This window comes from Amycolatopsis sp. EV170708-02-1 (assembly GCF_022479115.1).
In the GTDB taxonomy this organism is placed as follows: Bacteria; Actinomycetota; Actinomycetes; order Mycobacteriales; family Pseudonocardiaceae; genus Amycolatopsis.
Genome location: NZ_CP092497.1, coordinates 6,735,275 through 6,753,763, shown reverse-complemented (window position 1 = coordinate 6,753,763; position 18,489 = coordinate 6,735,275). Strand labels below are relative to the sequence as shown.

Below are 18,489 nucleotides of genomic sequence, written 5' to 3'. Positions count from 1 at the left end.
GCCTCGTGAGTGGCAAGGACGGTTCTAACCGTCCTTGCCACTCACGAGGGGTGGGTCAGAACCGGCCGCAGTTGCCGTTGCCCGCTTGCCCGTTGAACACGCTCTTCAGCCACTCGGTGGCGTCGGTGGACGCGGTCGTCATGCCCAGCGCGTGGGAGAAGAACGGCGTGAAGGTCGGCAAGTCCTTCCACTGGACGTTGGCGCCCTTGCCGCACCAGTCCTTCGCCATCTGCTTGCCGACGGCGGCCGGGATGACGTCGTCCATCGGGCTCTGCTCGACCAGGACCGGCATGGCCGGTTTGATGGTGCCGATCCGGTTCTCCGCCACGATCGCGTCGAACGGCGGCTGGGACAGGTAGGCGGACACCGGCTTGCCCTCCTTCGTCAGCGAGCTGGACTGCTTGAACATGAACTGCAGGACCGCGTTCATGGTGCAGGTCTGGCGGGCCTTCAGGAACAGATCGGCACCCGTCGGGTTGGCCAGGTTCATCAGCTTGGCCTCGGGGTAGGCCTGGTTGATGCCGATCAGGGCGTAGCCGAGGAACCCGAAGTACATTCCGCCGTCGAGCGACTTCGACAGCGCGGCCTTGTCCGCGGGCGGTGCGCCGGAGTAGACGCCCATGACGTTCAGTTCGGGTGCGTAGGTGGCGGCCAGTTCGGCGGCGGCCGCGGCGGCACTGCCGCCCTCGGAGTAGCCGGCGATGCCCACCGGGCCGTCGGCGGGCAGACCGGTTCCGGGCAGCCGCTGCGCGGCGCGGATGACGTCGAGCACGGTGTGCGCCTCGGACAACCGGACGACGTACGGGTGATCGCCGCTGCCTTCCACCCACGGTCCGATGTAGTCGGTCTGCGCCACGGCGAACCCGGCGCCCAGCAACGCGGTGACGAAACCGCCTTGGAAACCGGAGACCAGGTCCGAGGCGCCCTCGCCCGCGAGGGTCTTCGAGGGGGCGCAGTCCGGCCCCATGCCGAAGGTGAAGGGCGCGTAGGCCACGATCGGCCGTTCGCCGGGACCGTTCCACGGTTTGTCCGGCACCAGAACGGTGCCGCTCACCGCGACTTGCTTGTCCTTGTTGTCCCGGGACAGATATTGGATCCTGGTCGATTTCGCCCCGTTGTAGGTCGAGGGCTGCGACTTGATTACGTCACCGTTCTCGCCGGCGGGAAGCGGTGAAGAAGAGGTGTACACCAAATTCGTGTCCGCGCTCGCGGGCGCCGCGCCGACCGCGACCAGCGTCACGGTCAAGGCGGCGATCAGGACATGGCGAAAGGAAGAAGTCATATCGCGCTCCACACTGAGTCGGGAAGTGGGCCGGTGGACGAAAACTCCCGCACGTGGCCCCGCGCGGTCAATGACCGTTCGCCGAATTGTCACGTCCGGACGGCTGTTCGCGTCCGGAATTGTCAGACGCGGCGATTTTGTCATTCCTGTCAGCGTGCGGAAACCGAATTCGCTCACGGTGGCCCGTCCGGTGTTCGCGCAATTTCCGGAATTCGCCGATCCCGGTTATCGTCGCCGTCATGTCGGAACCGAAGCGGTCGGCGATGCGGGTGGCCGATTCCGATCGCGAAAACGTCGCGCAACTGCTGTACGAGGCCATGGGCGCGGGACGGATCAGCGCCGGTGAGCTGGAAACGAGACTGGACGCCGTCTACGCGGCCAAGACCTTCGCGGAGTTCGAACCCGTCGTCGCGGATCTGTCGCCCGGCGGGGCGCTCGCGCTGTCCCACACCGGCGACGGCGAGCAAGGCGGACGGCGCTCGTTCGCCGTCATGTCCGGCACCACGCGACGGTTCGACGGGCCACTGCCGCCGAACCACGTCAGCCGCGCCTTCTGGGGCAGTGTGCGCCTCGATCTGCGGCGCGCCAGGATCACGGCCGGGTCCTGCACGATCAGGGCGGTGGCGATCATGGGCGGCGTCAAGATCGTCGTGCCCGAGGATTTCGCCCTCGACGTCCGGGGCGTCGGCCTGATGGGCGGATTCGGCACCGGCCGCGGCACGGGGCGGCGACGGCCGGAGACGGGCGCGCCGGTGCTGCGCGTCACGGGTTTCGCCTGGTGGGGGTCGGTGAAGGTGATCCGAAGGCCCCTGGAGCCGCGGCGGCGCTCCCTCCGGGGGCGCGGCTGAGGGGGCCAAAGAAGTCCGGTGGCTCGCCGGGCACTCCACCTTCCGTAAACTCGTTGTGAGGACGAGCCGAGGGAGGTGTGCGGGTGGCCAACGCGGAAGAGCGCCGCTTCGAAGTGCTGCGCGCGATCGTCGCCGACTACGTGGCCAACCAGGAGCCCGTCGGATCCAAGGCGATCGTCGACAAACACAACCTCGGTGTGTCCAGCGCCACCGTGCGCAACGACATGGCGGCACTGGAAGAAGAGGGCTACATCACACAGCCCCACACGAGTGCGGGCCGGATCCCCACCGACAAGGGGTACCGGCTGTTCGTCGACCGGATAGCCGAGGTCAAACCGCTCAGCGCGGCCGAGCGCCGGGCCATCACCGCGTTCCTCGACAGCGGCACCGACGTCGACGACGTCCTGCGCCGCTCCGTCCGGTTGCTCGCGCAGCTGACCAGGCAGGTCGCGGTCATCCAGTACCCGATGATGACCAACTCCGCCGTCCGCCACCTGGAAGTGGTGCCGCTCACCCCGGCCCGGCTGATGCTCGTGCTGATCACCGATTCCGGCCGGGTCGACCAGCGCACCGTCGACCTCGGGGACGTCATCACCGAGGAGAACGTCGGCAGGCTGCGCACCGTGCTCAACGGGGCACTGGCGGGCCGCCGTCTCTCGGAGGCCGCGGCGGCGGTCGCCGAACTGCCGGAGAAGTCGCCGGGCGAGCTGCGCGACAGCCTCACCCGCGTCTGCACCGTGCTGGTGGAATCGCTGGTCGAGCACCCCGAGGAGCGGCTGGTGCTCGGCGGCACGGCGAACCTCACCCGCAACGTCTCGGACTTCCCCGGATCGCTGCGGCAGGTGCTGGAAGCGCTCGAGGAGCAGGTCATCGTCCTCAAGCTGCTCGCGGCCGCCCGCAACCCCGGTGCGATCACGGTGCGCATCGGTGAGGAAAATGAGGACGAGCAGATGCGCAGCACCTCGGTGGTGTCCATCGGCTACGGCATGGACGACCTGCTGCTGGGCGGGATGGGCGTCGTCGGGCCCACCAGGATGGACTACCCGAACACCATCGCCGCGGTGCGCGCGGTGGCGAACTACGTGGGGCAGATCCTCTCCGGTCGCTGAACGCGGCGGTGAGGTCGAAGTCAGAAGGAGAAGGCGAAGACGGTGGCGAGGGACTATTACGGCATTCTCGGGGTGGCGAAGAACGCGACGGATCAGGAGATCAAGCGCGCGTACCGCAAACTGGCCCGTGAACTGCACCCCGACGTCAACCCGTCGGAGGACGCCCAGCACCGCTTCGGCGAGGTGACCACCGCGTACGAGGTGCTGTCGGATCCGCAGAAGCGCAAGGTCGTCGACCTCGGCGGCGACCCGATGGACGGCGGCGCCCGCGGCGGCGGGGGAGATCCGTTCTCGGGCTTCGGCGGCCTCGGCGACATCATGGACGCCTTCTTCGGCGCCGCCGGAGGTGGCGGCGGCCGCGGCCGTGGCCCGCGCAGCCGCGTGCAGCCCGGCTCCGACGCGCTCATCCGCCTCGGCCTCACCCTCGAGGAATGCGCCACCGGCGTCGACCGCGAGATCACCGTCGACACCGCCATCGTCTGCGACCTGTGCCGCGGCGCCGGCGCGGCGGAGGGCACGAGCACCAAGACCTGCGACACCTGCGGCGGCGCGGGCGAGGTCCAGTCCGTGCAACGCTCCTTCCTCGGCCAGGTCGTCACCGCCCGCCCCTGCCCGGTCTGCCGCGGCTTCGGCGAGGTCATCCCGGACCCCTGCCGCCAATGCGGCGGCGACGGCCGGGTCCGCGCCCGCCGCAACGTCACCGCCAAGATCCCGCCGGGCGTCGGCGACGGCATGCGCATCCGCCTCTCCGGACAGGGCGAGGTCGGCCCCGGCGGCGGCCCCGCCGGCGACCTCTACGTCGAGATCGACGAAGCACCGCACGAGGTGTTCGTCCGGCAGGGCAACGACCTGCACTGCAACTTCCGCATCCCGATGACCACCGCCGCCCTCGGCGCCACGGTGCCCATCGAGACCCTCATCGACGGCGACTACGAACTCGACATCGAGCCGGGCACCCAGCCCGCCACCGAACTCGTGCTCACCGCCAAGGGCATGCCGCGGCTGCGGTCCTCCGGCCGTGTCGACGGCCGCGGCGACCTGCACGTCCACATCGACGTCGTCGTGCCGACCAAACTCGACGACGCCCAGCGCGACCTCCTCGTCGAACTCGCCCAGCAGCGCGGCGAAGACGTGCCTTCGCTGTCCTCGAACGGCTCCAAGCCCGGTGGGCTGTTCTCCAAGCTGCGCACCAAGAACCACCGGTAACCCGTGCCCGAGACGACACTGCCGGTCTTCCTCACCGCCGCGCTGCCCGGTTCCGGGCGCACCACCCTCGACGGCGAGGAAGCCCGGCACGCCGCCACCGTCCGCCGCCTGCGCGTCGGCGAACGTCTCGTGCTCTCCGACGGCGAAGGCGGCATGGCGCGCTGCGTAGTCGAAGCCGTCCAGGCCGGCCGCGACGCGGCACTCACCCTCGCCATCGAAGAACACTGGACCGAGGAACCACCCGCGCTGCGCGTCATCGTCGCCCAGGCCCTCGCGAAGGGCGACCGCGGCGAACTCGCCGTCGAACTCGCCACCGAAGCCGGCGCCGACGCCATCGTCCCCTGGCGCGCCGCCCGCAGCGTCGCCCGCTGGGAAGAAGGAACGCGCGGCGACAAAGCCCTCACCCGCTGGCGCACCACCGCCCGCGCCGCCGCCAAACAAGCCCGCCGCGCCCACGTCCCCGAAGTCGCCGAGCCCGTCACCACCCGCGAACTCGCCGAACTCGCCCAGACCGTTTCCCGCGCACTCGTCCTCGAATCCGGCATCACCACCCGCCTCACCGAGATCGAACTCCCGGCACAAGGCGACATCCTTCTCGTCGTCGGCCCCGAAGGCGGCATCACCGACGACGAACTCGCCACCCTCACCGACGCCGGCGCCACCGCCATCCGGTTGGGCCCCACCGTTTTGCGCACTTCCACCGCCGCCGCCGTGGCACTCGGCGCGCTAGGGGTTCTCACCGACCGCTGGAAGTGAAAAAACACCCCACTAATTTGCGGCGAGTTATGGCGCGATCACGCAAACAGCCGTTACTCTCGTTAACTGACGCGCAACACACGGTTTCGGCGCGCCACTGGGGATGAAGCCCAGTCGCGCGCGTGAATCCCCGCCGGGCACCTCCCCCCTCGGTCCGGCGGAGCCGCGGCGGCGGTGGGCCGACCCCCAGGGCCCACCGCGCCGCGGCATCTTCATTTCCGGCCTTCGCAAAGCGCTTCGCTCCTTGCCGCGCCCCGAATTCGCGCCGCGGCGCGGTTCCGCGTGTTGACCCGGGGCCGAGCCCTCGGCCCCACGGTGAGGTCGACGGCCGGGGTGGTCGTGAGTGGCGTTTCGGGTTAGGGCGAAGGGGACTTTCCTCGCATGCGACGCGGCGAAAGTTCCCTTCGCCCCGTCCGCGTGGGGCTCTCGTGGCGGGGTGGCGGGTGGTCTTCGCGAACGGGCCCCTTGCCTGGTGAGAGAAGCGCGTAGCGAGGGGTGGGCCGGGTGGGCGATAGGGTGGGGGATGAGTGACGCGGAGACGTTGTTCGAGCGGATCATCGCGGGGGAGATCCCCTCCGACAAGGTGTACGAGGACGCGACGACGTATGCGTTCCGGGACATAGCGCCGCAAGCGCGGGTGCATGTGCTCGTGGTGCCGAAGAAGCAGTACCGCAATCTGGCCGAATTGGCCTCGGGGGACCCGCAGCTCCTCGCCGATGTGGCCTCGACGGCCCGTAAGGTCGCGGAGATCGAGGGGATCGCCGAGTCCGGTTACCGGGTGGTGTTCAACACCGACGGTGACGCCGGGCAGACCGTCTTCCACGTGCACGCGCACGTGCTCGGCGGCGAGCAGCTGGGGCATTTCGGGCGCTGAAGCGCGCGGCCTGCGGAAACCGGACTGCGTGCCGCCACCCGCAACCAGTAACATCGAACTCGTCACTGTCGTTGAAAATCGCAGCGTAAGCGCAGGAAGTAGGCCCGAGGCCACGTGGCCGGAACCGTACCGGGTGAAGCCGCCCGACCCGACGTTCCCGCGGACGTCACCCCGACGAAGACCGACGACGCCGCGATCACCGAGGCGGCCCAGTCCCGATTCCCCATCCCCGACGCCGCCGCGCTCAGCCTGCTCGGCTCGAGGGACGAAAACCTCCGGGTCGCCGAAGAACTCCTCGCCGCCGACGTCCACGTCCGGGGCAACGAGGTCACCTTGACCGGAGCCCCCGCCGACGTCGCCTTCGCCGAACGTGTCTTCGCCGAACTCGTGACGCTCGCCGGCCGCGGCCAGCAGGTCGACCCGGCCACCGTCCGCCGCACCGTCGGCATGCTCTCCACCGGTGACCACGAGTCACCGGCCGAAGTGCTGAGCATGAACATCATCTCCCGGCGCGGCAAGACGATCCGGCCCAAGACGCTCAACCAGAAGCGCTACGTCGACGCCATCGACAAGCACACGATCGTCTTCGGCATCGGCCCCGCCGGTACCGGCAAGACGTACCTCGCCATGGCCAAGGCCGTCCAGGCGCTGCAGGCGAAGCAGGTCACCCGCATCGTGCTGACCCGCCCCGCGGTCGAAGCCGGCGAGCGCCTCGGCTACCTGCCGGGCACGCTCAACGAGAAGATCGACCCGTACCTGCGCCCGCTGTACGACGCGCTGCACGACATGGTCGAGCCCGAGTCGATCCCGCGGCTGATGCAGGCGGGCACCATCGAGATCGCGCCGCTGGCGTACATGCGCGGCCGCACCCTCAACGACGCCTTCATCATCCTCGACGAAGCGCAGAACACCACGCCGGAACAGATGAAGATGTTCCTCACCCGGCTCGGGTTCGGCGCCAAGATCGTCGTCACCGGCGACGTCACGCAGGTCGACCTCCCCAACGGCCAGAAGAGCGGCCTGCGGGTGGTCCGCGACATCCTCGACGGCGTCGAGGACCTGCACTTCGCCCAGCTCACCAGCCAGGACGTGGTGCGGCACAAGCTCGTCGGCGACATCGTCGACGCGTACGAGAAGTGGCAGGCGCTGCAGGACAGCAAGGACCAGGGCAGCGGTTGGAAAGGGCAACGCCGTTCATGAGCATCGAGATCGCCAATGAATCGGGCGTGAACGTCGACGAGACCTCGATCGTGTCGGCCGCCCGTTTCGCGCTCGACAAGATGGAGGTCAGCCCGCTCGCCGAGCTGTCCATCCTGCTCGTCACCCTCGAGGTGATGGAGGATCTGCACGAGCGGTGGATGGACCTGCCCGGTCCCACCGACGTGATGGCCTTCCCGATGGACGAGCTCGACTCGTCGCGCCGCCCCGACGCGCCCGACGCCTCGCCCGCGCTGCTCGGCGACATCGTGCTGTGCCCGGCGTTCGCGAAGGACCAGGCCAAGACGGCCGGTCACGCGCTGATGGACGAGCTGCACCTGCTCACCACGCACGGCGTGCTGCACCTGCTCGGCTACGACCACGCCGAACCCGCCGAGGAACGCGAGATGTTCGGCCTGCAGAAGCGGATCCTCGGCGAGTTCCAGGCCGCCGTGGCCGCGCACAACAAGCGCGACGCGCAGCGCTCCGCGGACGACAGGCTCCTCGGCACCGCCGGCCTCGACGCCGCGCCCGCCGAAGAACCCCCCGCCTAGGTTCGCGGACATGGGTAGTCCCACGGCCCTGCTGGTCATCGCCATCGCGCTGATCCTGCTCGCCGGGGTGTTCGCGGCCGCCGACGCCGCGGTCAGCACGGTCTCCAAGGCCCGCGCCGACGGCCTCGTCCGGCTCGGCCGCCCCGGCGCGCGCCAGCTGTCGCTGGTCATCGCCGAACGCCGCCGCCACATCAACCTGATCCTGCTGCTGCGGATGACCTGCGAGCTGACCGCCACCGTGCTGGTCACCGTCGACATCCTCGGCTGGATCGAGCCGTTGTGGCTCGCGATCGTCGTAGCCGCGGGCGTGATGGTCGTGGTGAGCTACGTGCTCATCGGGGTCGGCCCGCGCACCCTCGGCCGCCAGCACCCGTACCGGATCGGCCTCGTCGTCGCGGGCCCCGTCCGCGTCCTCGGGTCGATCCTCGGGCCGCTCAGCAGGCTGCTGATCGTCCTCGGTAACGCCATCACCCCCGGCCGCGGCTTCCGCGAGGGCCCGTTCACCTCCGAAGTCGAACTGCGTGAGCTGGTCGACCTCGCCCAGGAGCGCGGCGTCGTCGAGGAATCCGAACGCGAGATGATCCACTCGGTGTTCGAGCTCGGCGACACCGTCGCGCGCGAGGTCATGGTGCCGCGCACGGAGATCGTCTGGATCGAGCACGACAAGACCGTGCGGCAGGCGCTCGCGCTGGCCCTGCGCACCGGGTTCACCCGGCTGCCGGTGATCGGCGACTCCGTCGACGACGTGGTGGGCGTGGTGAACATCAAGGACCTCATGCCCGCGTACATGGCCGAGGGCGGCTCGCAGCGGCAGGTCGAGGAGCTGATGAACCCGGCGAGTTTCGTGCCGGACTCCAAACGGCTCGACGACCTGCTCAAGGAGATGCAGCTTTCGCACAACCACATGGCGATCGCCGTCGACGAATACGGCGGCACCGCCGGCCTGCTCACCATCGAGGACATCCTCGAGGAGATCGTCGGCGAGATCACCGACGAATCCGACACCGACGAACGCCCCGAGGTCGAAGAACTCGAAAACGGCGCGGTCCGCGTCTCGTCCCGGCTCTCGATCGACGACCTGGGCGAACTGTTCGGGATCGACCTCGAAGACCACGACGTGGAGACCGTGGGCGGGCTGCTCGCCGAGCGACTGGGTAGGGTCCCGCTGCCGGGGGCCGAAGCCGAGGTCGCCGGACTTCGGCTGTTCGCCGAAGGCGGTAAGGACCGGCGCGGGCGGATGCGGATCACCACGGTGGTCGTCCACCCCGCCGACGCGGACGCGGTGACCGACGCAGCCCAGGGCAGGCGCCGGACCCGGGTCCCGCAGCCCGATGAAAGTGACAGGAGTGTCGAACATGCCTGAGCTGGACGCCGAGGACCAGAAGCTGGTGACCCTGGCCAGGTCCGCGCGAGCCCGCACCCAGGCCGCCGAAGGCGCCGCGCTCCGCGACACCGACGGCCGCACCTACGCGGCGAGCACCGTCGACCAGCCGTCGTTCAAGCTCACCGCGTTGCAGGCCGCCGTCGCCGCCGCCGTTTCGAGCGGAGCCGAAGGAATCGAGGCCGCCGTCGTGGTCAGTGGTGACACCGTCCTGAACGACGCTTCGCTCCAGGCGGTGCGGGACATCGCCGAAGACGCCCCGGTCCATCTCGCGGATCCCAGTGGCAAGGTGCTGAGCTGATGGCCGAGCCGCATCGTTCCGGATTCGCCTGCTTCGTCGGGCGGCCCAACGCGGGCAAGTCGACGCTGACCAACGCGCTCGTCGGCAGCAAGGTGGCGATCACCTCCAGCAAACCGCAGACCACCCGGCACGCCATCCGCGGCATCGTCCACCGTGACGACGCGCAGCTGGTGATCATCGACACACCGGGGCTGCACCGCCCGAGGACCCTGCTCGGCGAGCGGCTGAACGACATCGTCCATTCGACCTGGTCCGAAGTGGACGTTGTCGGGCTTTGCGTGCCCGCCAACGAAAAAGTCGGTCCCGGTGACCGGTTCATCGCCGCCGAACTCAAGAAGATCGCCAAACGGACCCCCGTGATCGGCGTCGTCACCAAGACGGATCTCGTGAAACCCGAACAGGTCGCCGAGCAGCTGCTCGCCCTGCAGGAGGTCATGGAGTTCGCCGAGCTGATCCCGGTGTCCGCTGTGGACGGTTTCCAGGTCGGCGCGCTCTCGGACCTGTTGGTGCGCCACCTTCCCGAGGGGCCGCAGCTGTATCCGGGCGGTGAACTCACCGACGAGCCGGAACAGACCCTGGTCGCCGAGCTGATCCGCGAGGCGGCACTGGAGGGGGTCCGGGACGAACTCCCGCACTCGATCGCCGTCACCGTCGAGGAGATGCTGCCCCACGAGGGCAGAGACGACATGATCGACGTGCACGCGTTCCTCTATGTGGAACGGCCGAGCCAGAAGGGCATCATCCTCGGGCACAAGGGTGAGCGGCTCAAGGACGTCGGCGCGCGCGCCCGGCAGCAGATCGAGGGCCTTCTCGGTTCGAAGGTGTACCTCGACCTGCACATCAAGGTCGCCAAAGAGTGGCAGCGCGACCCCCGTCAGTTGCGACGGCTGGGCTTCTGACTGAACGGAATGTCTCGATTCGGTCGCGGAGACCGGTTGATGATGTGGAACCGGACGGGTGACCTTAGAGTCTCAACCCTTGACTCCGGGGATCGCTGATCGGGCGGCGCGCCCGGGTCGGAGTTCCACATCTCATTCGTGAAGGGAAAGCGGTAAATGACCGACAACCAGGGCCTGCCCAACTACTCCGGCGACCCTCAGGGCGGTGGCGGCTTCAACAACCCCGGCCCGCCGCCCAACAACAACCTGGTGTGGGCCATCCTCACCACGATCCTGTGCTGCCTGCCCTTCGGTATCGTCGCCATCGTCAAGGCGAACCAGGTGAACACCCTCTGGGCGCAGGGCCAGCCCGCCGCGGCGCAGGAAGCGGCCGACGCCGCCAAGAAGTGGTCGATCATCGCGGCGATCGTCGGTGGCGTCCTCATCGTTCTGTACGTTGTCCTCGTCGTCGTCCTGGGCGTCTTCGCGGCCTCGGTGGACGTGAACAACTACCGCTGATCCCGGCGCTCGAGGGGGAGACCTCATGACCGACCAGTACCCGAACTACCCGCCTCCCGGCGGGCCACCGCCGCAGCAGCCGTACTACGGCGGCATGCCGAACTACGGACCCCCGCCGGACAACAACCTGGTGTGGGCCATCCTCTGCACGGTGTTGTGCTGCTTGCCGCTGGGTATCGTCGCGATCGTGAAGTCGAGCCAGGTGCAGACGTTGTGGTCGCAGGGCTTCCACGCCGAAGCCCAGAAGGCCGCCGACGACGCGAAGAAGTGGTCCATGTGGGGAGCGATCGCCACCGGCGGTCTTTTCCTGCTGTACATCATCTTCATCGTGGTGATGGTCATCATCGGCGCGTCGGCGGGAAGCTTCACGCCGTGACGTCGTCCGTCTACACGGGATTCCCGGCGCGCGGGTTCAAGGCGAAGGCCCGCGCGCTGGGGCCGCCCCTCGCCATCGCGGCCGGGGCGGGCCTCGGCTGCGTCGTCCTCTGGCTGGGTGATCCCACCACTCCGGGCGGGCCGCTTCCGGTCTGTCCCACCAAGACATTGCTGGGCATCGCCTGTCCCGGCTGCGGCGGCATGCGCATGGTCTACAGCGCGCTGCACGGGGACATCCCCGCCGCACTGCACTACAACGCGGTGTCCTTTGTGGTCCTTCTGCTGCTCGTCTGGAGCACCGTCGCCTGGGCGGTCGGCAGGCTCCGCGGCCGCGCGGTGAACAGCTGGCTGCACTGGCGCTGGACGCCGCTCGCGTTCGGTGTCGTGTTCGTCGTCTGGTTCGTCATCCGTAACCTGCCTTTCGCCCCGTTCACCTCGCTCTACGTGTGAGTGCCGGGCCGAGGCCCGGATCGTCGGTGGTACCGAGTACGCTCCCGCGCACCGGTCTGCTCGGTGTGTACCCATGCCGTACATTCAGCCCGGGTCGCCGCAACCAGCGAGGGGATTTCGATGACCACTCCCTACGGCCAGCAGCCGCCGGGACAGCAGCCGCCGCCCGGATCCGGGGACGGGCGGCAGCAGTCACCGCAGCCGCAATCGCCGTTCGGACAGCAGCCGTCGGGAGAACAGCCCTCGCCGTTCGGGCAACAGCCTCAGCAGCCGGTGGCGGGGGACCAGCCTTCGCCGTTCGGACAGCAGGCCCCGGGAAACCAGCCTTCGCCGTTCGGTCAGCAGCCTTCGCAGCCGCAGCAGGGCGAGCCGTCTTCGCCGTTCGGGCAACAGCAGAGCGCGCAGCCTTCGCCGTTCGGTCAGCAGCAGTCCCCGCCGCAGGGTGACCAGCCTTCGCCGTTCGGGCAGCAGCCGCAGCAGAGCGAGCCGCCCTCTCCTTTCGGCCAGCAGCCGAGCCAGCCGTTCGGTGCGCAGCCGCAATCCGCGTTCGGGCAGCAGCCGGGACAGCCTTCGCCGTTCGGCCAGCAGGGCCAGGCCTCCCAGTTCGGTCCGCAGACCGACTACGCCCACTGGGGCCTGCGCGCGGGCGCGACGCTCATCGACTTCGGCCCGATCGTCGTGCTGCCGATCATCGGCGCGATCATCTCGGCGGCGGGGCCGGACACACTCGGCCTGTTCATCGCCGGTCTCGGTTACCTCGCGGGCTTCGCTTGGACCGTCTACAACCGGTGGATCAAGATGGGCACCACCGGCCAGTCGCTCGGCAAGAAGATCCTGAAGATCAAGCTCGTCCGCGAGAGCGACGGCCAGCCGATCGGCCCGCTGATGGCCTTCGTCCGGGATCTGTGCCACAACCTGGACGGCTGGGTCTGCGGCCTCGGTTACCTCTGGCCGCTGTGGGACGAGAAGAAGCAGACGTTCGCCGACAAGATCCTCAGCACCGTCGTCGTGCCGGGCGAGGCCGACGCCGCGCCCGCGTCGGCGCCGTTCGGCCAGTCGCCGGGATTCCCCGCGCCGCCGCCGTCATCGCCGTTCCCGGCCCAGCCCTCGCCCTTCGGGCAGCAGCCGCAGCAGCAGCCGTTCGGCGCGCCGCAGCAGCCCCAGCCGCCGCAGCCGTTCGGGCAGCAGGCGCAGGGAACCGCGGCGCCGTCACCGGAGTCCCAGCCTGGGCCGGCCCTGGGTGAGGCCGAGCCGACTCAGGTCCTTCGCCCGGGGCAGCAGCCTCAGCAGGCACCGTCAGGGTTCGACGAAGCCGAGCCGACGCAGAAGATCACCCCGGAACAGCTGAGGCAGCAGCTGCCCGGAGCGGATGGGCCGAACGGGCCTGGAACACCGCAACAGTAAGGAAAAAACCGGCGGGATCCACCCGCCGGCAAATGCGACAAAAGTGGGGAACCCCGATGACGAACCCGTACGGCCAGCAGCCCGGCCCCGGCCAGCAACCGCCCTATGGCCAGCAGCCTCAGCCCGGATACGGACCCCCGTCCGGCGCCACGCCCGCGCCGTACGGCCAGCCCTCCGGGCCGAACCCGATGCCGTACGGCCAGCCGGCGCCCTACGGCCAGCCCGCGCCGTACGGTCAGCCCGCGCCGTATGGCGCGCCGGGCGGCATGCCCGGTGGCGGCGGTGACATCAACTCGATCCCGGACTACAAGGGCTGGGCGATCGGCTGCATCTTCCTCTGCTGGATCATCGCGATCTTCGCGATCATGAAGTCCAACGAGGTCAACACCTACAAGATGCAGGGCAACTACGCCGCCGCCGCGGACGCGTCGAAGTCGACGAAGACCATGTGCATGATCGCCTCGATCATCGGCGGTGTCGGCTGCCTGTTCTCCATTCTCTGGATCGTCCTGGTCGCCGCGAGCATCTAGCCCGACCCGTAGCCGAAAGAACAACGAGGACCACTTTCATGACCAACCCCTACGGCCAGCAGCAGCCCTACGGACAGCAGCCTGGCTATGGTCCGCCGTCCGGTGGCATGCCCGCCCCCTACGGCCAGCCGGCCCCGTACGGCCAGCCTTCCCCTTACGGCGCGCCGGGCGGCATGCCCGGTGGCGGCGGCGACATCAACGCCATCAAGGATTACAAGGGCTGGGCGATCGGCTGCATCTTCCTCTGCTGGATCATCGCGATCTTCGCGATCATGAAGTCCAACGAGGTCAACACCTACAAGATGCAGGGCAACTACGCCGCCGCCGCGGACGCGTCGAGGTCCACGAGGACCATGTGCATGATCGCCTCGATCATCGGTGGCCTCGGCTGCGTGTTCGCCATCGTGATGATCATCATCTCGATCGTCGCGGCCTCGTCGGTGCCGAGCTGCTACGGCCGCTACTGCTGATTCCGGGGCACACCACCCCGATGTCGGTCCCGGGTGGGACGATGTCGGGGTGGTGAACCTCTATCGCGACACCGGAGTGGTGTTGCGGACGCACAAGCTGGGTGAGGCCGACCGGATCGTCACCTTGCTCACGCGGCGGCACGGCAAGGTCCGTGCGGTCGCGAAGGGCGTGCGTCGGACGTCATCGCGCTTCGGGGCGCGCCTGGAGCCGTTCGGGCACGTCGACGTCCAGTTCTACACCGGCCGCTCCCTCGACGTGATCACCCAGGTCGAGACGGTCGACGCCTTCGCGCTGCCGCTGGTGGCCGACTACCAGCGCTACACCGCCGCGAGCGCCATCGCCGAGACCGCGGACCGGTTGTCCGCCGAAGAAGGCGAGCCGGTGCTCAAGCTCTACATGCTCGTCGTCGGCGCGCTACGGGCGCTGGCGGGCGGCGAACGGGACAGTTCCCTCATCCTCGACGCCTTCTTCCTGCGGGCCATGGCCTACGCCGGCTGGGCGCCCGCGATCACCGAATGCGCCCGCTGCGGCCTGCCCGGGCCGCACAAGGCGTTCAGCGTGTCCGCCGGCGGGTCGATGTGCCCGGATTGCCGGGTTCCCGGCTGTGTCCACCCGTCCCCAGAGGTGCTGACACTGCTCGCGGCGCTCCTGCACGGCGAGTGGCCGGTGGCCGAGGCGTCGCTGCCGGTGCCGCGGCGGGACGCGTCCGGCCTGGTCGCGGCGCATCTGCAGTGGCATCTGGAGCGCCAGTTGCGGTCGCTGCCCCTGGTGGAGAGGCGTGCACGGGAGAGCGCCACCGGAGCGCAGTAGGGTCGCAGGCACAGGTTTCACTCGATCAGGAGGCTCGAAGGTGCTGCGCAGGGGACGCGAGAACAAGGCGTCACAATTCGAACTTCGCGCGCCGGAGCCGCATCCGTCCGGTGCCCGGCCGCCGGAGATCCCCAAGGAACTCCTCCCGAAACACGTGGCGCTGGTGATGGACGGCAACGGCCGCTGGGCCAACCAGCGGGGGCTGCCGCGGATCGAGGGCCACAAACGCGGCGAAGCGGTGATGATCGACGTCGCCAGCGGCGCCGTGGAACTCGGCGTCAAATGGCTTTCGGTGTACGCGTTCTCCACCGAGAACTGGAAGCGGAGCCCGGAAGAGGTCCGCTTCCTGATGGGCTTCAACCGCGACACCATCCGCCGCCAGGTCGACTACCTCGGTTCGATCGGCGTCCGCATCCGCTGGGCGGGGCGCCGCCCCAAGCTGTGGGCGAGCGTCATCAAGGAACTCCAGGTCGCCGAGGAGAAGACCAAGCACAACACGGCGCTGAACATGACGATGTGCGTCAACTACGGCGGCCGTGCCGAACTGGGCGACGCCATGCGCCGGATCGCCCAGGACGTCGCCGACGGGAAGCTGAACCCGGACAAGGTCACCGAGAAGACCATCGGCAAGTACCTGTACCAGCCCGACATGCCGGACGTGGACCTGTTCCTGCGGCCGTCGGGGGAGCAGCGGACGTCGAACTTCCTGCTCTGGCAGTCGGCCTACGCCGAGATGGTCTATCAGGACACGCTCTTCCCCGACTTCGACCGCACCCACCTGTGGCGGGCCTGCCTCGAATTCGCGAAACGGGACCGTCGCTTCGGCGGGGCCGTCGACAAAGCTTCCGAAGGGAAGGCATGACCACCGAAGCAGCCGACACGGCGGCGTTGCTGACGTCGGCACGGGAAGCCCTCGAGCGCTATCTCGAAGTCCACGTCGACGACGACGGCGCACTGACCTTCTCGCACGCGGACGTCCCGTGCGTCATCCAGGCGACCCGGCTGGCCGAAGGGCTGACCGTGCTGAGCCTGACCTGCGTCGTCGCCTGGGATCTGCCGGACGACCCGGCGATCGCGGCCTCGGCGGCCGAACGCGCCGGGCAGGGCCTGTTCGGGACGCTCGGGGTCGTGCGTTCGGAGAAGGGCATCGACATCACGCTGAGGTACGCGTTCCCGGCCGAGGGCATGGACCCCTCGCCGCTCGGAACGCTGCTCATGCTGGTCGTCTCGACGGCGTCGCAGCTGCGTTCGGACCTGCTGGGCACCGCTCCCGGGGAGTGACCGCCGGAACACAGGGTCACCTGGCATCATCGCGCGCATGGAAACCATTTCCAGGAGCGCCCCGGAGAAGAAGCCGGCCCGGCGGTTCAAGATCACCTCGATCGAGGTGCTCTGCGCGATCCTGCTGATCGCGATCCTCGGGCAGAGCTGGCTCCAGCAGGTGTTCGACGTGCCCGCGCTGCGGACCGGCTCGACGGTGTTCGTCGCCGTCTGCGTGCAGGCACTGCCGTTCCTGGTGCTCGGGGTGCTGATCAGCGGCGCGATCGCGGCGTTCGTGCCCGCGCGGGTACTGGAGAAGGTGCTCCCTCGCCGGGCCGGTGCGGCGGTCGGGGTCGCGGGGCTGGCCGGGGTCGCCCTGCCGGGGTGTGAATGCGCGTCGGTGCCGGTCGCGCGGCGGCTGATCGGCCAGGGGGTCGCGCCCGCGGCCGCGCTGACGTTCCTGCTCGCCGCGCCCGCGGTGAACCCGGTGGTGCTGGTCGCCACGGCGGTGGCGTTCCCCGGGAACCCGGAAATGGTGTTCGCGCGGTTCGCCGGTTCGCTCGCCACGGCGATGGTGATGGGCTGGCTGTGGGCGAAGTGGGGCAAGCTCGACTGGATCGCGGAGCGGGCTCTGCGGCGCCTACCCGAGGTCCAGCACGGTTCGCGCTGGAAGACCTTCGCCGAGACCGCGCGGGCGGATCTGGTCGAGGCGGGCGGGTTCCTCGTGCTCGGCGCGATGATCGCCGCCGCGATGAACGTGCTGGTGCCCGCCAAGTGGTTCGGGGTGCTGGGCGAGCAGATCGTGCTCGGGGTGCTGGTGATGGCCGTGCTCGCCGTCGTGCTGGCGCTGTGCAGCGAGGCCGACGCCTTCGTCGCCGCGTCGCTGACCGCGATGCCGCTGCTGCCGAAACTGGTGTTCCTGGTGGTCGGGCCCGCGATCGACGTGAAGCTGTTCGCCCTGCAGACCGGCACCTTCGGCAAATCGTTCGCGCTGCGGTTCGCGCCCGTGACGTTCGTGGTCGCGCTGTCGTGCGCGGTGGTCTCGGGTGTGCTGATCCTCGGAGGTGGCGTGTGAAACGCGAGACCCAGAACATCCTGCTGATCCTGCTCGGCGGCGCGCTGCTCAAGATCACGATCAACGGCGACTACCTGCGTTACGTCAAACCCGCGCAGCAGCCGTGGATCATCGCGGGCGGCGCGGTGATGGTCGCGCTGGGCGCGGTCGCGATCGTCCGCGACCTGCTGGCCGCGCGGGCCGCCGCCGTCGTGTCCGGGGACATCCACGCGCACGACCACAACACCCGGTCGGCCTGGCTGCTGATGGTGCCGGTGCTGGCGGTGTTCCTGGTCGCGCCGCCCGCGCTCGGCGCCGATTCGGTGACCCGCACCGAGGCGAGGGCACCGCAGAGCGCTTCGGCGAGCAACGCGGCCGCCTTCCCGCCGCTGCCCGCCGGCGACGTGGTGCCGCTGGAGGTCAACGAGTTCGTCAGCCGGGCCGGGTGGGATTCCAGTGGCTCGCTGAACGGGCGGACGGTGCGGCTGTCCGGGTTCGTCGTGCACAACGAGGGCAACACGATGCTGGCGCGGATGGTGATCGGCTGCTGCGCCGCCGACGCCTTCCCGATCACCGTGCGGATGGTCGGCGAGGGCGTGTCGGGCTACGGGAACGACACGTGGCTGGAGGTCACCGGGACGGTCGTGCCGGGGACCGCGGTGCGGGAGAACAGCTACATGCCGGACTTGACGCTCACGTCGGTGCGGCAGGTGCCGGCGCCGAAGGACCCGTACGAGTACTGAGCGGACTGTGTCACCTCGTGAGTGGCAAGGACGGTTCTAACCGTCCTTGCCACTCACGAGACGGACAGCTCGTCAGTGGTTCGAGCAGGTCCCGACGATCTCCACGGTGTGGCTGATGTCGGAGAACCCGTGCTCCGAAGCGATCTTCTCGGCCCACCGCTCCACCGCGGGCCCCTCGACCTCGACGGTGCTGCCGCAGATCCGGCACACCAGGTGATGGTGGTGGTGCGACGAGCAGCGCCGGTAGATGGCCTCGCCGGTGTCGGTGCGCAGGACGTCGATCTCGCCCGCCTCCGACAGCGACTGCAGCGTCCGGTACACCGTGGTGAGCCCGATGCCGTCGCCACGTTTGCGCAGCTCGTCGTGCAGTTCCTGGGCGGAACGGAAGTCGTCGATCTCCTTGAGCAGCTCGACCACGGCGGCCCGCTGTTTCGTCGACCGGCGTCCCGGCACCGGCGCGGAACTGTTGGCCGTCGTCGGACTCATG

23 protein-coding genes are annotated in these 18,489 nt (G+C 69.2%); 21 read left to right on the top strand and 2 right to left on the bottom strand.

Annotated features, from left to right (window positions below; translation table 11 throughout):
- Nucleotides 1-55: 55 nt before the first annotated feature.
- Complete coding sequence (locus MJQ72_RS30695) at nucleotides 56-1,282, bottom strand: lipase family protein (RefSeq protein WP_240594526.1); 1,227 nt, start codon at nucleotides 1,280-1,282, stop codon at nucleotides 56-58.
- A gap of 239 nt (nucleotides 1,283-1,521) precedes the next feature.
- On the opposite strand from MJQ72_RS30695, the gene MJQ72_RS30690 reads away from it, so the two are divergent.
- The 21 genes from MJQ72_RS30690 to MJQ72_RS30590 all read left to right on the top strand — a co-directional run bounded on the left by MJQ72_RS30690 (nucleotide 1,522) and on the right by MJQ72_RS30590 (nucleotide 18,002).
- A complete protein-coding gene (locus MJQ72_RS30690) occupies nucleotides 1,522-2,130 on the top strand; it encodes a DUF1707 domain-containing protein (RefSeq protein WP_240594525.1) in 609 nt (202 codons plus the stop codon).
- 83 nt (nucleotides 2,131-2,213) lie between these two features.
- Nucleotides 2,214-3,239 carry a heat-inducible transcriptional repressor HrcA gene (gene hrcA / locus MJQ72_RS30685; protein WP_240594524.1) on the top strand — a complete coding sequence of 342 codons (1,026 nt, stop codon included), beginning with the start codon at nucleotides 2,214-2,216 and terminating at the stop codon, nucleotides 3,237-3,239.
- 42 nt (nucleotides 3,240-3,281) lie between these two features.
- On the top strand, nucleotides 3,282-4,445 hold the full coding sequence (dnaJ, locus tag MJQ72_RS30680) for a molecular chaperone DnaJ (protein WP_240594523.1): 1,164 nt from the start codon (nucleotides 3,282-3,284) through the stop codon (nucleotides 4,443-4,445).
- A gap of 3 nt (nucleotides 4,446-4,448) precedes the next feature.
- Entirely contained in the window at nucleotides 4,449-5,201 is a 753-nt protein-coding gene (locus MJQ72_RS30675) for a 16S rRNA (uracil(1498)-N(3))-methyltransferase (RefSeq protein ID WP_240594522.1), read from the top strand.
- 523 nt (nucleotides 5,202-5,724) lie between these two features.
- Complete coding sequence (locus tag MJQ72_RS30670) at nucleotides 5,725-6,075, top strand: histidine triad nucleotide-binding protein (protein WP_240594521.1); 351 nt, start codon at nucleotides 5,725-5,727, stop codon at nucleotides 6,073-6,075.
- 114 nt (nucleotides 6,076-6,189) lie between these two features.
- Nucleotides 6,190-7,275 (top strand): PhoH family protein, encoded by a 1,086-nt coding sequence (locus tag MJQ72_RS30665; RefSeq protein ID WP_240594520.1) that lies wholly within the window; start codon nucleotides 6,190-6,192, stop codon nucleotides 7,273-7,275.
- Nucleotides 7,272-7,826, top strand: coding sequence for an rRNA maturation RNase YbeY (gene ybeY, locus MJQ72_RS30660; RefSeq protein WP_016332461.1), 555 nt, complete (start codon nucleotides 7,272-7,274; stop codon nucleotides 7,824-7,826). The genes MJQ72_RS30665 and ybeY overlap by 4 nt, the downstream gene beginning before the upstream one ends.
- A gap of 10 nt (nucleotides 7,827-7,836) precedes the next feature.
- Nucleotides 7,837-9,189, top strand: coding sequence for a hemolysin family protein (locus MJQ72_RS30655; RefSeq protein ID WP_240594519.1), 1,353 nt, complete (start codon nucleotides 7,837-7,839; stop codon nucleotides 9,187-9,189).
- Complete coding sequence (locus tag MJQ72_RS30650) at nucleotides 9,182-9,508, top strand: cytidine deaminase (protein ID WP_240594518.1); 327 nt, start codon at nucleotides 9,182-9,184, stop codon at nucleotides 9,506-9,508. The genes MJQ72_RS30655 and MJQ72_RS30650 overlap by 8 nt, the downstream gene beginning before the upstream one ends.
- The gene (gene era, locus MJQ72_RS30645) at nucleotides 9,508-10,407 is read left to right on the top strand and encodes a GTPase Era (RefSeq protein WP_016332464.1); all 900 of its coding nucleotides are present in this window, start codon (nucleotides 9,508-9,510) and stop codon (nucleotides 10,405-10,407) included. The genes MJQ72_RS30650 and era overlap by 1 nt, the downstream gene beginning before the upstream one ends.
- Before the next feature lie 156 nt (nucleotides 10,408-10,563).
- The gene (locus MJQ72_RS30640; protein WP_007034858.1) at nucleotides 10,564-10,905 is read left to right on the top strand and encodes a CD225/dispanin family protein; all 342 of its coding nucleotides are present in this window, start codon (nucleotides 10,564-10,566) and stop codon (nucleotides 10,903-10,905) included.
- Nucleotides 10,906-10,930: 25 nt separating this feature from the next.
- Complete coding sequence (locus tag MJQ72_RS30635) at nucleotides 10,931-11,281, top strand: CD225/dispanin family protein (RefSeq protein WP_007034859.1); 351 nt, start codon at nucleotides 10,931-10,933, stop codon at nucleotides 11,279-11,281.
- The gene (locus tag MJQ72_RS30630) at nucleotides 11,278-11,730 is read left to right on the top strand and encodes a DUF2752 domain-containing protein (protein ID WP_126729486.1); all 453 of its coding nucleotides are present in this window, start codon (nucleotides 11,278-11,280) and stop codon (nucleotides 11,728-11,730) included. Before MJQ72_RS30635 ends, MJQ72_RS30630 begins: the two co-directional genes overlap by 4 nt.
- A 120-nt stretch (nucleotides 11,731-11,850) precedes the next feature.
- Nucleotides 11,851-13,134 (top strand): RDD family protein, encoded by a 1,284-nt coding sequence (locus MJQ72_RS30625; protein ID WP_240594517.1) that lies wholly within the window; start codon nucleotides 11,851-11,853, stop codon nucleotides 13,132-13,134.
- A gap of 56 nt (nucleotides 13,135-13,190) precedes the next feature.
- Entirely contained in the window at nucleotides 13,191-13,664 is a 474-nt protein-coding gene (locus tag MJQ72_RS30620) for a CD225/dispanin family protein (RefSeq protein WP_240594516.1), read from the top strand.
- Nucleotides 13,665-13,702: 38 nt separating this feature from the next.
- On the top strand, nucleotides 13,703-14,134 hold the full coding sequence (locus tag MJQ72_RS30615; protein WP_125793224.1) for a CD225/dispanin family protein: 432 nt from the start codon (nucleotides 13,703-13,705) through the stop codon (nucleotides 14,132-14,134).
- Nucleotides 14,135-14,183: 49 nt separating this feature from the next.
- Nucleotides 14,184-14,945 (top strand): DNA repair protein RecO, encoded by a 762-nt coding sequence (recO, locus tag MJQ72_RS30610; protein ID WP_240594515.1) that lies wholly within the window; start codon nucleotides 14,184-14,186, stop codon nucleotides 14,943-14,945.
- 40 nt (nucleotides 14,946-14,985) lie between these two features.
- Nucleotides 14,986-15,807: an isoprenyl transferase gene (locus MJQ72_RS30605; RefSeq protein WP_240594514.1), complete on the top strand. Its 822-nt coding sequence runs from the start codon at nucleotides 14,986-14,988 to the stop codon at nucleotides 15,805-15,807.
- A complete protein-coding gene (locus MJQ72_RS30600) occupies nucleotides 15,804-16,226 on the top strand; it encodes a hypothetical protein (protein WP_005158775.1) in 423 nt (140 codons plus the stop codon). The genes MJQ72_RS30605 and MJQ72_RS30600 overlap by 4 nt, the downstream gene beginning before the upstream one ends.
- Before the next feature lie 37 nt (nucleotides 16,227-16,263).
- Nucleotides 16,264-17,280, top strand: a complete 1,017-nt coding sequence (locus MJQ72_RS30595; protein ID WP_240594513.1) for a permease — start codon at nucleotides 16,264-16,266, stop codon at nucleotides 17,278-17,280.
- A complete protein-coding gene (locus MJQ72_RS30590) occupies nucleotides 17,277-18,002 on the top strand; it encodes a TIGR03943 family putative permease subunit (protein ID WP_240594512.1) in 726 nt (241 codons plus the stop codon). The genes MJQ72_RS30595 and MJQ72_RS30590 overlap by 4 nt, the downstream gene beginning before the upstream one ends.
- A gap of 72 nt (nucleotides 18,003-18,074) precedes the next feature.
- Here the strand turns inward: MJQ72_RS30590 and MJQ72_RS30585 are convergent, their stop codons facing one another.
- Nucleotides 18,075-18,488: a Fur family transcriptional regulator gene (locus MJQ72_RS30585; protein ID WP_034316411.1), complete on the bottom strand. Its 414-nt coding sequence runs from the start codon at nucleotides 18,486-18,488 to the stop codon at nucleotides 18,075-18,077.
- Nucleotide 18,489 lies beyond the last annotated feature (1 nt).